This window comes from Mesorhizobium abyssinicae (genome assembly GCF_049887195.1).
Lineage (GTDB): Bacteria > Pseudomonadota > Alphaproteobacteria > Rhizobiales > Rhizobiaceae > Mesorhizobium > Mesorhizobium abyssinicae.
This window is the reverse complement of the sequence record NZ_JARAKC010000015.1, coordinates 26,643-41,466: the sequence shown is the minus strand read 5'-3', so window position 1 is coordinate 41,466 and position 14,824 is coordinate 26,643. Positions and strand designations below refer to the sequence as shown.

Below are 14,824 nucleotides of genomic sequence, written 5' to 3'. Positions count from 1 at the left end.
GACTACCCTTTCGGGAATTTGGCCTGAAGCCAGGCCTTCGGCAGCGCCGGCACGAAATTGCCATCCCGCCCTGTCATGTCCTCATTGGCGACCAGCGCGTTGAGGATCGCTTCCTCCACCCCTTGCACCACCGCATCGAAAAACGGATCGATATCGACGTCCGGAACGAAATCGGCACGCGCGATCCGTCCTGACGGTCCGAGCGCAGCCTCCGGGTTGGCGGTCGAGAAGGCGAGAAAAATGTCACCCGAGCTGTGGTAGCCGTAGCCGCCGGTCATGGCGATGCCGAGCGGCACACGCCTTGCCTGCCGCTTCATCTGATGCGGCAGGAACGGCGCGTCGGTGGCGACGATGGCGATGATCGAACCCTTTTCGGCGCGCGGCGTGCCCTCGCGGATCGCCGGTTCGGCGAGATCCGGCCCGACGCGCTGGCCGCGCAGGGTGAAATTGCGCCGCTTGCCGAAATTCGCCTGCACGAACACCCCGACGGTGTAGCGGCTGTCCTGCCATGCGACGATGCGCGATGCGGTGCCGGACCCGGCCTTGAAGCCGAAGGTGATCATGCCGGTGCCGCCGCCGACGCTGCCTTCCTCGATAGCGCCGATGGCAGCGCTGTCGAGCGCGCCGGCAACGTCGTCGAAGTTGACGTGATGGCCGTTGATATCGTTGAGGAAGCCGTCAAAGGTCTCCGCCCCCACCGGCAGGCCCCAGCCTGTGTCGAGCGCGGCCGGCAGCACCTTGTGCATCCAGCGCAGCGTGCCGTCGCGGGTGACGCCGCAGGAATGCGTGTTGGTGATGGTGACCGGGAAATTGAAGGCGCCGGTCTCCTCGATGATGTGCGTTCCCGTCAGTTCGCCGTTGCCGTTCTGGCTGAAGACGCCGGCAAAGACCGGCGTCGCGAGTTCAGCAATCGGCCTGGGCAGGATGGCGGTCACGCCGGTGCGCACCGGCCCCTTGCCGACGACCAGCGGCCCGTCGCCCGAGATCAGCGTCGTATAGCCCACCGAAACGCCCGGCACGTCGGTGATGGCATTGAACTCCCCGGGCGTGCCGTCGAAGCCGATGCCGAAAGCGCGGGCGCGCTGCTTTCGGGACGGCGTCAGGAGATGCGGATCATGTCCTGTCATGCCGCGCCTCAGAACAGCGAGCCTTGATTGCCCGGCTCCCTTGGCTTGGCTGGTTTGGCCGACGCCTTGGGCCGCGCGCCGCCGCCGGTGGCGACCGCGTCGGCGCTGCCGTCGGCGAATTCCAGCGACAGCGCCGCCCCTGGTACCACGTCCGCCGCCAGCTTGATCACCGCGCCTTCGGCATCCTTGACCAGCGCGAAGCCGCGCGCCAGCACCGCCTTGTGCGACAGCGTCGACAAAAGCCGGTCGGCCTGGGTCAGGTTCGCGCGCAACCGGTCCAGCCGTCGCGCGATGGCATGGTCCTGGCGCCGCGTCAGCCCGGTCAGAGTGTCGCCTTGAGCCTTCTGACGCCTGACGATCGGCGCCGGCGACAGCCTTGCGGCGGTGCGTTTGAAGCGTGCCCGCCTCTCGCGCGCGATGGCAAAGAACGCCGCCTGTGCGCGGGCGAGATCGCGGCCGGTCAGCGTGCGCGCTTCGTTGATGCGGCGGGAGAGTGTGGCGGGCGTCAGCCGCTGCCGCTCCAGCCTTGCGCGCTTGCGCTCGATGCTCACCGTCAGGGCCCGGCCGAGCCGGCTCGTCGCCTCGTCGAAGCGGCGGCGTGGCAGGGCCAACAACTGGTCGGGCGAGGGCAGCGCCCGCGCCGCCGCGCGCACCGCTTGGCGCTTGCGTTCGAGATTGCGCGAGGCGCAAGCTCTGAGCCGTGCTGCGAGGCTTGCCAGCGTCGCTTCGAGGTCGGCCCTGACCGGCACGGCGATCTCGGCCGCGCCCGTCGGCGTCGGCGCCCGCATGTCGGCCGCGAAGTCGATCAGCGTCCAGTCCGTCTCGTGGCCGACGGCGGAGATGACCGGAATGCGCGAGGCGGCGACCGCGCGCGCCAGGGCCTCGTCGTTGAAGCCCCAGAGATCCTCGAGGCTGCCGCCGCCGCGCGCCACGATCAGCACGTCGGGATGAGGGATGGCGCCATCCCGGGCGAGCGCGTTGAAGCCGTTGACCGCGGCGGTCACTTCCGCGCCCGCCGTCTCGCCCTGCACCCTGACCGGCCAGACCAGTACGTACAGCGGGAAGCGGTCCTTGATGCGGTGGATGATGTCGCGGATCACCGAGCCGGTCGGCGAGGTGACGACGCCGATGACCCCGGGCATGAACGGCAGCCGCCGCTTGCGGCCGGCATCGAACAGGCCCTCGGCCTGCAGCCGGCGCTTGCGTTCCTCGAGCAGCGCCATTAGCGCGCCGGCACCGGCCGGTTCCAGATTGTCGATGACGATCTGGTAGTTGGACTTGCCGGGATAGGTCGTCAGCCTGCCGGTGGCGATCACCTCCATCCCTTCCTCGGGGCGGAATTTCAGCCGGCTCATCGTGGTCTTCCACACCACGGCATCGAGCCGCGCGCGGTCGTCCTTCAATGCGAAATAGGCGTGGCCGGACGAATGCGGGCCGCGGTAGCCGGAAATCTCGCCGCGCACCCGCACATTGCCGAACGCGTCCTCGACCGTGCGCTTCAGCGCGCCGGAGATCTCGCTAACCGTGTATTCGGTGGCATTGCTGCGTGATTCGGATGCCGTATCGCTCATCGGCCGATTGAGGGGTGGTTGCCCGTCCGCGTCAAGGCGGCGCTCAATCCGCGCTAATATTATAACGCGATCTTAAGCCCGATTTGCTTTGACTTGTCGGCAACGCAGCTGGCCAGGAACGCATGAGCGCACGCGCAAGCAACAGCCCATTGACGCATCAGGTCACGCTGACCGTGCTGATGCTCGCCGCCTTCGCGCTGGCCATGGTCTTCGGCTTCGGCTTCTACGCCACTGCCCAGGCCGATCATGTCTCGCTCGAGCGGCAAAAGATATTCTTTGCCAATGGTTTGAAGGATCAGATCGCGGCGGTGGAGCGCGAGCAGGAGAGCGTGACCGTCTGGGATGATTCCATCATCAACGTGAAGGCGGGAAACCAGGCCTGGATAGAGGAGAACCTCAGCGTCTGGATGTACTCCTATTACGGCCACAACCGGGTCTATGTGCTGGATGCCGCAAACCATCCGGTTCACGCCATGCGGGAAGGCAAGGTGCTCGATCCGTCCGTCTATGGCGAGGACGCGCCCGCATTGCTGCCCACCATCGAAAGTCTGCGCGCCAAGATGGCCGAGCCGCCGAGCGAGGACGCTTCGGCCGTGCCGGCGAAGATGGTCGGCGAGGACCTGGTGTCGCTCGGCGGCAAGCCGGCCATTCTCAGCATCATGCCGCTCGTCCCCAGCACGAACCGGCTCACCCAGGCACCGGGCAGCGAATACCTCCACATCTCGGTCGAGTTCATCAGCGACAAGGTGATCGGCAAGATCGCCGAAAAATATCTGCTGGACGGCGCGCATCTGCTGCCGCTGTCGCAGCCGACCGGCTCGGCTGCCATTCCGCTGTTGGATTCTCGCGGTGTCATCCTCGGCTATATCGGCTGGGACCAGGAACGGCCCGGCCTGACGCTGGTGCGCAAGGCGGCCCCGGCCTTGGTAATCGGCCTGCTGCTCGCGGCGAGCGTGCTCGCCTTCCTGCTGCGCCGCCTGCGCCGCGCATCGTCGGCGCTGCAGACCAGCCAGGACGAGGCGCAATACCTCGCTTTCCACGACACGCTCACGGGTCTGCCCAACCGCGCCCTGTTCGAGGATCGGCTCCGGCGGGCCCTGCTCAGGACTACTCACGACACGGCCGGTCACGATATGGGGAAAGTGGCGCTGCTCTACCTCGATCTCGACCGCTTCAAGCATATCAATGACACGCTCGGCCATCCGGCTGGCGACGAACTGGTGCGCCAGACGGCGGCCAGGCTCCAGCATACCGTTCGTGAAGTCGACACCGTGGCGCGCCTGGGCGGTGACGAATTCGCGCTGATCCTCATCGACATCCGCGATATCCGCGCCGCGGAGGATATCGCCGAGCGGCTGCTGCAGAAGCTGCAGGAACCGTTCAAGCTGATCGACGATCAGGTCTTCATCAGCGCCAGCATCGGCATCGCGCTGTCGGTCGGCGCCGAGATCGATGCCGACGATCTGCTGCGCAAGGCCGACATCGCGCTTTACGAGGCCAAGAAGAATGGCCGCGGCCGGCACCAGGTCTTCGCCGGCGACATGGACGACCTTCTCTTGCGCAAGCGCAAGGTCGAGACCGAGCTTCGCAAGGCCCTCGATGGCGGCACCGGCATCGGGCTCGCCTACCAGCCGGTGTTCGCGGCAAACGGCAAGACGATCCTTGGCGCGGAGGCGCTGATCCGCTGGGGGCATGAGGTGCATGGCGCATTGCCGGCGGCGCAGTTCATCGCCATTGCCGAGGAGCGCGGCATGATCGGCCAGCTCGGCGCATGGGTGCTGCAGGAAGCCTGCCGCTTCGCCGTACGCACCGAATTGCCGTGGCTGGCCGTCAATGTGTCGCCGCTGCAGTTGCGTGACGCCGGCTTTGCCGAACAGGTTGCATCGATCCTCGCCGATACCGGCCTGGCGCCGCAGCGCCTGCAGCTCGAGATCACCGAGAGCGTGCTTCTGGAAAACAGCGATGCCTCGCGGGCGGCTCTGACGGCCTTGCGCGAGTCCGGTGTCGGCATCGTGCTCGACGATTTCGGCACCGGCTATTCGTCGCTGAGCTATCTGCGCCGCCACGCCATCGACAAGCTCAAGATCGACCGCTCCTTTGTGCGGCTGCTCGACGGCGAGGCCAATGCGGCGGCGATCGTCAAGGCGCTGATCGACCTCGCCGTCGCGCTCGGCGTCGACGTCACCGCCGAGGGCGTCGAGACCGAGGCGCAGAAGATCCTGCTGGTCGCCATGGGCTGCCGGCAGTTCCAGGGCTATTTCCTGTCGCCACCGCTCGAACCGGCCCAGTTGCTCGGCCTTTCCGGCCTCGCTTCGCCGCACGACGTCGTGCCAGCGGCCGCGCGTGCCTAGGAAAGACCCTACCAGCCCGGCATGATCTGGTTCGGCTTGGTCCGCTTCATCTTGGTGAAGGCGAGCGCGGCGAAATCGAAGCTTCCCGTCTCTTCGCCGAGCGGCACCGATATGTTGTCGAGGCTTTCGCAGATGTGGCGGGCAAGCGCGTCGACGATCTCCGGCTGCGAGGTCTGGCCGCGCATGATGCCGATGCGGCAGTCGGGCAGGGTGCCGAAGCCGTCGGCCTCGCCGAGCACGCGCATGCCGGGCCGCAGCGCGCATTCGGGCAGCACCGAGATCGCGAGGCCGGAAAGCACCGCGGCGGTGATGACGGTCGCCGAGAAGCTGGAGAACAGGATGCGGTACTCGCGGTTCTGCCGGTCGAGCACGTCGACGGCGGCGCGGCGCCAGATGCAGTTCGGCCGGCCGAAGGCCATCGGCAGGATTTCCTGCTCATGCGTGGCATGGTTTGCCGAAGTCACCCACAACAGCGGCTCGCGCCGCACCACTTCCGACTGGCCGCGCGTGTCGTTGTGCGTCACCAGGGCCAGGTCGAGATTGCCGCGCTTGATGTGTTCGACAAGTCCGGGCGTCGGCTCGCAGATGACGGTCAGCTCGACCCGCGGATTGGAGCGCGTGAAGCGCGCCATGATCTCGGGCAGGAAGCGGTCGGCGTAGTCGTCCGGCGTGCCGATGCGGATCGTGCCTTCCAGCCGCTTGTCGTCGAAGGCGGCCAGCGTCTCCCGGTTGAGGAAGATCAGCCGCCTTGCATAGGAAAGCAGCCTGTCGCCTTCCTCGGTCAGCTTGTTGGTGCGGCCGTCCTTTTCGAACAGCGGCTTGCCGATCCGCTCCTCCAGCCGGCGCATCTGCATCGACACCGCCGACTGCGTCCGGTGCACCTCTTCCGCCGCGCGGGTGAAGCTGCCGGTATCGGCGATCGAGATGAAGGTCTGCAACTGATCGAGATCGAGCGGCGCTTTCATCGGTCCAATCCATCATTGATGTTGATGCTAAAGATTAGAAACATTCGTTGGATTAATCAATCGCACGGTGGCACATTCTCCAACATCCACATGAAGGCATGTGAATCGAGACCGGAACGGCGCTCCTCCCAGCGACGTTTGCCCGGCTTCGTCTGCTCGACTCTGAAGGAGGACTGACATGACCACGTTTGATTTCGCCACCGAGACCTCGCGCATCACCACGCGTCCGGCCGTTGCGACGCGCGTGCTCAATGCCGTCGCCGATGCCTACCGCGCCTGGAAAAACCGCCGCGAATTCTATCGCCTCGGCGAGATGTCGGACGCCGAGCTCGCCGACATCGGCCTGACGCGCGCCGACCTCCACGTCGCCGTTGCCGTGCCCTTTGGCCGTGATCCGACCGTGAAGCTGCGCGCGATCGCCAGCGACCGGGTCGACACGATCGAGGATCTTGCCCGCAAGGTGGCTTGATCGAGCCGGCGGCGCATTCAGGTCGCCCGGAACCTTTTCAAGGGGCGCGGCGACCAAGGTTCATGCAGGCTCCCCACTCCCTGCCGGTTCCCCCCGGCCTGCCTGCACGCTGCCCGGTCCTCCCAAGGACCGGGCTTTCTTTTCGGGCTATCGTCGATCCATGCCCCGCTTGAACTGATCGAAGATCGTCTCCATGCCCTTCTGATACTCGTCGCGCTGCTGCGCACCGGTTTCGAACATCTTGCCGAAGATATCGTCGAACGGGTTCCGCGGCCTGCCGCTCGGATTGGTCTGCGGCTGCGGCGCCTGGCGTGGCTGAGACGCCTGCGGTTGCTGCGGCGCCGGCTCGGCCCCGGGCAAGCCGAAACCGCCGCCACCTTGCCGCAGCATCTCCTCGAACATCTTGCCCAGCGGGTTGTCGCCATAGGGGCTTTGCGTCTGCGGCTGCGTCCGGCCTTGCGGCTGTTGCGCGCCGCCGCCGAACATGTCCTGCAGCACCTTGCCGAGCGGGTTGTCGCCATAGGGATTGGGCGCCTGCTGCGGCTGGCTCTGCGGCTGCTGCGCGCCGCCGCCGAACATGTCCTGCAGCACCTTGCCGAGCGGGTTGTCGCCGTAGGGATTGGGCGCCTGTTGCGGCTGCTGCGCGCTACCGCCCGCCTGTCGCATCATCTGATCTATGATCTCGCCGAGCGGATTGCCGCCGCCGCCGAAGCCGCCCGCCGCCTGCATCTGGTTGGTGGTCTGCTTGAACAGCCCGCCCATCATCATCGAGGCCATCGCCGGCAGCATCTGCTGCAGCACCTGCTGGCTGAGACCGGTCGCTTGCGCGGCCTGGCTGGCGACGGCCCGCGACAGCTCCTTCGAGCCGAACAGATGGCCAAGAATGCCGTTGCCCTCGTTGATGCCTTGCGGCGAGAAGGCCCGGGTCGCGTCCTCGAAATATTTGGCGTGCTGGCCGCTCGCCATCGCCGTCATGAAAGCGCCGAGCCCGTAGGGGTCGGCCGTGTTGCGCTGCAGCCCTTGCGAAAAGGCCGGCAGCAGCGCCTCGACCGCGGCCTGGGTCTGCTGCATCGAAAGCCCGAACTGCTGAGCCAGCGCCTGCATGCCGGCGCCGTTCTGGGCCTGGGCGAATATGTCGAACAGGGAAGGCATTGGGTTCTCCTCCGGGAACATCCTCGTTGGAGAAGCCTAGTTCGTTTCCATCGCTGATTGAAGCGGCTTTTGCCGCCCTCTCCGCCGGGCGGACGGCGAAGGGTCAGTAAGCATATTCCATGAACACGGGCTCGATCGAGCCGCCCCAGCGCGTGTGGTAGGCCGACAGCATTTCCTCGGCGCTGGTCGTGCCGCGCGCCACGACTTCGTCCAGCGTGTTCAGGAACGAGGTCTCGTCATAGCCGTCGCGGTTCTTGCGGGCGCGGTTCTTCAGCCCCGAGCGCGAAATGGCGAGCACGTCGCGGGCGACATCGCGCAAGGTCGTGTTGCGGAACGGCGCCGAAATGCCCAGCTCCGGCACCGCGTTGCGCATTGCCAGCACTTCCTTGTAGGTCCAGCTCGCGGTCAGCGCCTCGGCGGCCTCCAGCGCCGCCTCGTCGTAGAGCAGCCCGACCCAGAAGGCCGGCAGCGCGCAGATGCGTCGCCACGGCCCGCCGTCGGCGCCGCGCATTTCGAGGAAGCGCTTCAGCCTGACGTCGGGGAACAGCGTCGACAGATGGTTCGCCCAGTCGCCCATCGTCGGCAGCCCGTCCGGGACCTCATTGCGGGCGGCCCCTGCCATGAACTGGCGGAAGGTGATGTGCGTCATGTCGTGATAGTGGCCGTCGCGGATGACGAAATACATCGGCACGTCGAGCGCCCATTCGACATAGTCGGCGAAGCCGAAATCGGGCGAGAAGCAGAATTCGAGCAGGCCGGAGCGCTGGTTGTCGGTGTCGCGCCAGATATCGCCGCGCCAGCTCTGCAGTCCGTTCGGCCGGCTTTCGGTGAAGGGCGAGTTGGCGAACAGCGCCGTCGACAGGGGCTGCAGCTTGAGCGAGACCTGCATCTTGCGGCGCATGTCCGCCTCGCTCTCGAAGTCGAGGTTCACCTGGATGGTGCAGGTGCGGTACATCATGTCGAGGCCCCTGGTGCCGACCTTCGGCATGTAGCGCGTCATGATCTCGTAGCGCGACTTCGGCATTTTCGGCGTTTCGGCGAGCGACCATTTCGGGCTGCCGCCGAGGCCGAGGAAGCGGATGCCCAGCGGTTCGGCGATCTCGCGCACCTGGGAGAGGTGCGCGTTGCCCTCGCGGCAGGTCTGGTGGATCGACTCCAGCGGCGCGCCCGACAGTTCGAACTGGCCGCCGGGCTCCAGCGAGATCGCCCCCTGGCCGGTCGGCTCGACCAGGCCGATGATGCGTCCGTCGTCCAGGATCGGGTCCCAGCCGAGTTTTTGCTGCATGCCTTCGAGAATGGCGCGGATGCCGCGCTCGCCGCCATACGGCACCGGCGCGTTGCCGTCGACATAGAACGGAAACTTCTCGTGCTCGGTGCCGATGCGCCATTGCTCGCGCGGCTTGTTGCCTTCGGCAAGATAGGCGACGAGCTCGTCGACGCCCTCGATGGGCCGGAAATCGGTTGTGTCGCGCGCCATGGGAAGCCCTCCGCAGCGGCTATCTCGCCGCCGGGCGCTAAATGGACGAAATGTCAGTAGCCGATCAAGCGAAAAATCCTGAGCCAAGGCTCAACTGGATTTGATCACCAGTCGCCGATCGTGGCCTGCATCACCGCGAGCGCGGCCACCGCGGCGGTGTCGGCGCGCAGGATGCGTGGCCCGAGCGGGATGGCGGTGACGAAAGGCAATGCCCTCAGCATCTTGCGCTCGTCGTCGGAAAAGCCGCCTTCCGGCCCGACCAGCAGCGCGAGCTTTGTCTCGCCGACCGCCTGCAGCGCCGGCAGAGGGTTGTTGGTCGAGGCATCCTCGTCGCAGAAGATCAGCCGCCGTTCCTTGTCCCAGCCTGTCAGCAGGCGCTCGAACTTTTCCGCCTCGCGCACCTCGGGCACGGCGAGAATGCCGCATTGCTCGGCCGCCTCGACGACATTGGCGCGCAGCCGCTCGATGCTCGGTTTTGCAACCTGCGTATGCTGGGTGATCACCGGCTGCAGGATACCGGCGCCCATCTCGACCCCCTTCTGCACCAGATAATCGAGCCGCCCCTGCTTCAGCGGCGCGAAGCAGTAGACGAGGTCGGGCAGCGGCGGCTGCGGCCGCTGTTGGTCGAGCACCTTCAGCCGCACCGCCTTCTTGGATCTGGCGGCGATCGCCGCCGACCATTCGCCGTCGCGGCCGTTGAAGACCAGGATCTCGACGCCTTCGGAAAGACGCAGCACATGCATCAGGTAATGGCTTTGCTGCTGCCCGGCATCGAATTCGATGCCCGCTCCGAGGTCGTCCGGCACGAACAGCCGCTGCATCTTGTAATTGGCGCGCATCGCCGAGCAATGGGCGAGGCGGACTTTGCCGTCAAGCCTCGGCCGAAGGGTGCCATGCCGGCGCGTAGCCTTGCCGCAGCACCGAGATGGTGGTCGCCGGTGTCAGCAGGCGAAGCGGCCGGCCAGCCAGGTCGCCAAAAGCGGCCGGTGTGCCATAGCCCGCGAACGACCAGCGCAGCGCCTTGCCGCCACGCAGCGCATAGGCCGTGTTGCCGTCCGCGATCATGCTGCCATCGGGCAGGGCGGCCAGCTCTTCCGGCTTGACCGTTGGCGGCTGGCCGCCCGAGGCCAGCCGCTCCTTGTGCAGCCGCTTGTCGAGCATCGGCGCGCGCGGCTCGGCGATGGCGGAGGCCTCGCCGAACCGGCGGACGAAGTCGCTGGCCCGTTCGCGCCGGCAAAAGAAGCAGGGCCGATGGCCGGCGGCCAGCGCCGTCACCTCGTCGAGGAAGAACAGTTCGGTCCAGCCCGCCTTGCCGCCCGGCCTGTTGCGGCCCATCGGCTCGCGTCGCACATTGCGAAATTGGCACACGCAGATGATCCAGGCCTGTAGCGCCCAGCGCTTCTTCAGCAAGGTCTTCGTCTCGGGGTCGTGGATGATGCCGCGATTGCCGGTGAACAGGCCGCGTTCGGGCACGGCATGGATGGCGCCGAACGGGTCGACCCGGTTCTGCAGTGGCATAGGCGTTCCTTCTTGGCTGCGATGCGGGCGCCATGATATCGCTCGCGGGCTCAATATTATGTCAGCAGGGTTTCGATGCGCGTCCTGGTCGTCCAGAATTTCGACAATGAAGGCCTTGGCCAGATCGGCGCAGCGCTGGTCGAGGCCGGCGCCGATATCGATCTGCGCAAGCCCTACAACGGCGAGGCCTTGCCCGTGCACAGCGGCGAGCATGACGCCATGGTCGTGCTCGGCGGCGCCCAGAACGCGCTCGATGACGAGCTTTGCCCCTATTTCCCCGAACTGCTCGATCTGACCCGCGACTTCGCCGACAGGGACCGCTCGGTGCTCGGCATCTGCCTCGGCAGCCAGTTGCTGGCGCGGGCCTTCGGCGGCGAGAACCAGATCGGCGGTGCCACCGAGTTCGGCTGGCACCAGGTGTCGCTGACGCCGGCGGCGAAGACCGATCCGGTGCTGGCTGCCTTGCCGGAGAATTTCCCGATCTTCGAATGGCACGACGACACCTTCGTGCTGCCGCAGAATGCCGTGCGGCTGGCAGGCAGCGCCGTCGCCGAGAACCAGGCCTTCCGCCTTGGCCGCGCCGTTTACGGCTTCCAGTTCCATTTCGAGGCGGACACGCCGATGGTGCGCGACTGGAGCACGTCCTTCGCCTCCCTCATCGCCGAGCGCCATCCCGACTGGAACGACCGGCTCGACGGCGAAATCACCCGCAACGGTTCCGATGCCGACGCCGCCGGTCTGGCCATTGCCCGCGCCTGGGTGGCGACCATCTGAGGAGTGTCGATATTCGGGTGAGGCCGGCCTGCAAACAATGGCTTCCTGCGCTTCCGGTGCTCGCGTACTTCAAAGTGCGCTCCGCTCCGGTTCTCAAAAGCCATAGTTTTCGGCTCGGCCTGACCTGAATCTCAACCCACCTTGGCGCACACCGACCTGGGGCGGCGTGACATTATTGGCACGCCACGGCAGTTCCGGCTGGGGAAAACCCTTTTCATCCTTGGTTTGTGTCCGCGCGCCATCCTAGAAGGCGCGCGCTTTGTATCGCCGGTGCAACCGCGATGAACCTTCTGTGTGATCCGCGCGACACATCGGCGATACGGAATCTGCTTAGAAACGCGAAATCGTCGAAACATTGAGACGCATTTTATCGTTTCAACGCATTGGTAACCGGGTCGTGCACAGATGCAGGAAGCTCAACCAGAGATGACGTCCGTGAAAGCAGCGCTTCTGTCCTTTGTCATGCTGTCTGCCATCGTCCTGTGCGGCCTCGGCATCTATTCGGCCGACGCCGCCAACAATCACCAGGCCGTCGACGGCTACGGCGTCACCGCCGCCCTTCGCTAAAGCCTGGTCCTTCCCGACAAACGGAAAGCTGATCCCATAGCCGGGATCATGACTGGAACCGCTGCGCTTCGACCGTCAGGATGCGCTTATCCGCGCCGTCGACGACGAGCGCGCTGAGCGTTCCCGAATGCCATGCGAGCGTGTCGACATTGACGCGGTTGGCCATGATTTCGGCCTCCGGCACCGGTGTGTGCCCATGCACGATCACCTTCGGATAAAGGCCGGGGTGATCGTGAAAGGCGTCGCGAATCCAGATCAGGTCCTGCGGACTCTGGCTTTCGAGCGGTACGCCTGGCCGAATGCCGGCATGGCAGAAGAAGAAGTCGCCGAACGCCACCGAAAACGGCAGTGAGCGCAAGAAGTCGACATGGGCTCGCGGTACGGCCGCGACCAGGGTCGCGTGTCCCTCCCGCAATGCCGTCTCCGCCGTGCCGAACCAGCCACTGGCCGCGGGCAGCGTCACGCCGTAGGACTGCGCCGTTTGGATGCCGCCATAGCGCATGAACAGGCCGTCCGCGTCGGGCTCGGCGAGAAAGTCGAGGAAGCCGACATCGTGGTTGCCGGCAAGCATCAGACGGCGCGGGTCTCGTGCCCTTGCGTCGAACAGGAAATCGATCACGCCCCTGGAATCCGGGCCACGGTCTGTATAGTCGCCGAGATGGATGACGCGCCAGTCGGCGGTCGGCTTGTATTCGAGCTCGCTTTCGATCCGGCGGTGCATGGCGGCCAGAAGGTCGAGCCGGCCATGCACGTCGCCGATGGCGTAGAGCCGCATGCCTTCCGGCCCGCGCGCGTCGAGATAGTGGATGCCGGTTTCGGTCACGGCGAGCGTCTTCCCGTATCGATCATCACGGGAAACTAGGGCGGATAGGTGAATAGGCCCTAGCGCCTCAGCTGGTCCTTGCCCATGTCGGTTACCAAACGCTTACCGCACAGCGCCAGCGTGATGTCCATCTCCTTGCGGATGATCTCCAGCGCCTTGGTGACCCCGTCCTTACCCATGGCGCCGAGGCCGTAGAGGAAGGGCCGCCCGATATAGGTGCCCTTGGCGCCGAGGCAGAGCGCCTTGAGCACGTCCTGGCCCGAGCGGATGCCGCCATCCATGTGCACCTCGATCCTGTCGCCGACGGCGTCGGCGATCTCCTCTAGCACCTCGATCGACGAGGCGGCGCCGTCGAGTTGGCGTCCGCCATGGTTGGAAACGACGATCGCATCGGCGCCGGTCTGGGCCGCCATCAGCGCGTCCTCCTTGTCGAGGATGCCCTTCAGGATCAGCTTGCCGCCCCAGCGTTCCTTGATCCAGGCGACATCCTTCCACGAAAGCTGCGGATCGAACTGCTCCGTCGTCCACGACGACAGCGAAGAGACGTCGCCGACCCCCTTGGCGTGTCCGACAATGTTGCGGAAGGTGCGGCGCTTGGTGCCAGCTATGCCCAGGCACCAGCGCGGCTTGAGCGCCAGGTCGATGATGTTGGCGAGCGTCATCTTCGGCGGCGCCGACAGCCCGTTGCGGACATCCTTGTGGCGCTGGCCGAGGATCTGCAAGTCGAGCGTCAGCACCAGAGCCGAGCAATTCGCCGCCTTTGCCCTGTCGATGAGGTTGAGGACAAAGTCCTTGTCGCGCAGCACGTAGAGCTGGAACCAGAACGGCTTTTTCGTCACCGAGGCGACATCCTCGATCGAGCAGATACTCATCGTCGACAGCGTGAACGGCACCCCGAACTCCTCCGCCGCCTGGGCCGCCAGCATCTCGCCATCGGCGTGCTGCATACCGGTCAGCCCGGTTGGCGCCAGCGCCACCGGCATCGCCACCTTCTCGCCGATCATGGTCGTTTCCAGCGAGCGGTTGCTCATATCGACCAGCACGCGCTGGCGGAACTTGATTTTGGCGAAATCCTCCTCGTTGGCGCGGTAGGTGCTTTCGGTCCAGGCGCCGGAATCGGCGTAGTCGAAGAACATCTTCGGCACGCGGCGGCGCGCCAGGTCCTTCAGATCGGCAATGGTGAGGATGTCGCTCATGGTCTTTCCCGCTGGGTGTTCGCTAATTCGTTGTCTTGGCGCCGTCGCCGGCGTCGGAGCGCTGTCTCAGCCTCAGCCGTGACACGCGCTGCCAGTCGCCGCTGCGTTCGGCCTCGAGCATCGAGCGCTCGACATAGGAGATGTGGTCCATGGCCGCTTGCCGGGCAGCCGCCGGATCGCCGGCCTTGATCGCCGCATAGATCGCCCGGTGCTGGTGAAGCAGCGCCTCGCGCGCGCCGGGCACGCTGAACACCAGAAGCCGGTTCTGGAACACGCCTTCCGACAACAGCCGGTAGCAGGAGCGCAGCGTATGCAGCAGGATGATGTTGTGCGCGCATTCCGAGATGGCGTGGTGGAACTCGATGTCGATCTCGGCCTCGTCGTCGAAATCGCCGGTGCGGTGCGCCTCGTCCATGCGCGCCATGATGCTGTCGAGCAGCGTAAGGTCCTCCGGCGTGGCGCGCCGCGCCGCATATTCGGCGGCGACAGCCTCGATCTCGCGGCGATACTCCAGATAGTCGGTCACCGCCTTGCGGTGCATCGAGATGAGGTCGGTCACCGGCTTGGTGAACAGCTGGCCGATGACGTCGGCGACATGGGTGCCGCCGCCGGCCTTGGTCGTCAGCAGCCCGCGCCCCTCCAGCGCCTTCAGCGCGTCGCGCAGGATCGGCCGCGACACGTCGAACTGGCGCGCCAGCTCGCGCTCGCCCGGCAGCCGATCGCCGGTGCGCAGCACGCCTTCCAGGATCAGGCTCTCGATCTGCTGCACCACCTCGTCGGCGGTGCGCGAATGCTCGATCCTGGAGAAAATATCGCTCAACGGGGGCGCCTGGG

General features: G+C 66.0%; 14 protein-coding genes. 4 read left to right on the top strand and 10 right to left on the bottom strand.

Features of this window, described 5'->3' with window-relative positions:
- Positions 1 to 2: 2 nt before the first annotated feature.
- Both PU724_RS25170 and xseA read right to left on the bottom strand, forming a co-directional pair.
- Positions 3 to 1,127, bottom strand: coding sequence for a DmpA family aminopeptidase (locus tag PU724_RS25170; protein ID WP_354424172.1), 1,125 nt, complete (start codon positions 1,125 to 1,127; stop codon positions 3 to 5).
- Between the two features lie 8 nt (positions 1,128 to 1,135).
- Positions 1,136 to 2,698, bottom strand: a complete 1,563-nt coding sequence (gene xseA / locus PU724_RS25165) for an exodeoxyribonuclease VII large subunit (protein ID WP_354424170.1) — start codon at positions 2,696 to 2,698, stop codon at positions 1,136 to 1,138.
- Between the two features lie 122 nt (positions 2,699 to 2,820).
- On the opposite strand from xseA, the gene PU724_RS25160 reads away from it, so the two are divergent.
- Positions 2,821 to 5,049 (top strand): bifunctional diguanylate cyclase/phosphodiesterase, encoded by a 2,229-nt coding sequence (locus PU724_RS25160; RefSeq protein ID WP_354424168.1) that lies wholly within the window; start codon positions 2,821 to 2,823, stop codon positions 5,047 to 5,049.
- Between the two features lie 8 nt (positions 5,050 to 5,057).
- Here PU724_RS25160 and PU724_RS25155 read toward each other — a convergent pair whose 3' ends face one another.
- Positions 5,058 to 6,014: a LysR substrate-binding domain-containing protein gene (locus PU724_RS25155; protein ID WP_127283821.1), complete on the bottom strand. Its 957-nt coding sequence runs from the start codon at positions 6,012 to 6,014 to the stop codon at positions 5,058 to 5,060.
- A gap of 178 nt (positions 6,015 to 6,192) precedes the next feature.
- Between PU724_RS25155 and PU724_RS25150 the strand changes: the two genes are divergently transcribed.
- Positions 6,193 to 6,483 carry a DUF1127 domain-containing protein gene (locus PU724_RS25150; RefSeq protein WP_127393045.1) on the top strand — a complete coding sequence of 97 codons (291 nt, stop codon included), beginning with the start codon at positions 6,193 to 6,195 and terminating at the stop codon, positions 6,481 to 6,483.
- 147 nt (positions 6,484 to 6,630) lie between these two features.
- Here PU724_RS25150 and PU724_RS25145 read toward each other — a convergent pair whose 3' ends face one another.
- The 4 genes from PU724_RS25145 to PU724_RS25130 form a co-directional block, all read right to left on the bottom strand.
- Entirely contained in the window at positions 6,631 to 7,635 is a 1,005-nt protein-coding gene (locus PU724_RS25145; RefSeq protein WP_354424165.1) for a DUF937 domain-containing protein, read from the bottom strand.
- A gap of 103 nt (positions 7,636 to 7,738) precedes the next feature.
- On the bottom strand, positions 7,739 to 9,112 hold the full coding sequence (locus PU724_RS25140) for a glutamate--cysteine ligase (protein ID WP_127283818.1): 1,374 nt from the start codon (positions 9,110 to 9,112) through the stop codon (positions 7,739 to 7,741).
- 104 nt (positions 9,113 to 9,216) lie between these two features.
- On the bottom strand, positions 9,217 to 9,951 hold the full coding sequence (locus PU724_RS25135) for a 16S rRNA (uracil(1498)-N(3))-methyltransferase (RefSeq protein ID WP_354424163.1): 735 nt from the start codon (positions 9,949 to 9,951) through the stop codon (positions 9,217 to 9,219).
- 31 nt (positions 9,952 to 9,982) lie between these two features.
- Positions 9,983 to 10,630, bottom strand: a complete 648-nt coding sequence (locus PU724_RS25130; protein WP_127310494.1) for a hypothetical protein — start codon at positions 10,628 to 10,630, stop codon at positions 9,983 to 9,985.
- A gap of 75 nt (positions 10,631 to 10,705) precedes the next feature.
- On the opposite strand from PU724_RS25130, the gene PU724_RS25125 reads away from it, so the two are divergent.
- Positions 10,706 to 11,404, top strand: coding sequence for a type 1 glutamine amidotransferase (locus PU724_RS25125; RefSeq protein WP_354424160.1), 699 nt, complete (start codon positions 10,706 to 10,708; stop codon positions 11,402 to 11,404).
- Positions 11,405 to 11,839: 435 nt separating this feature from the next.
- On the top strand, positions 11,840 to 11,971 hold the full coding sequence (locus PU724_RS25120) for a hypothetical protein (RefSeq protein ID WP_280110155.1): 132 nt from the start codon (positions 11,840 to 11,842) through the stop codon (positions 11,969 to 11,971).
- A 46-nt stretch (positions 11,972 to 12,017) separates the two neighbouring features.
- On the opposite strand, the gene PU724_RS25115 is transcribed toward PU724_RS25120, so the two are convergent.
- From PU724_RS25115 to PU724_RS25105, 3 genes are read right to left on the bottom strand one after another with little or no spacing between them, the layout of a single operon-like run.
- A complete protein-coding gene (locus PU724_RS25115; RefSeq protein WP_354424158.1) occupies positions 12,018 to 12,794 on the bottom strand; it encodes a metallophosphoesterase family protein in 777 nt (258 codons plus the stop codon).
- A gap of 59 nt (positions 12,795 to 12,853) precedes the next feature.
- The gene (locus tag PU724_RS25110) at positions 12,854 to 13,990 is read right to left on the bottom strand and encodes an alpha-hydroxy acid oxidase (RefSeq protein ID WP_127310491.1); all 1,137 of its coding nucleotides are present in this window, start codon (positions 13,988 to 13,990) and stop codon (positions 12,854 to 12,856) included.
- Positions 13,991 to 14,012: 22 nt separating this feature from the next.
- Entirely contained in the window at positions 14,013 to 14,810 is a 798-nt protein-coding gene (locus tag PU724_RS25105) for a FadR/GntR family transcriptional regulator (RefSeq protein WP_126056410.1), read from the bottom strand.
- Positions 14,811 to 14,824 lie beyond the last annotated feature (14 nt).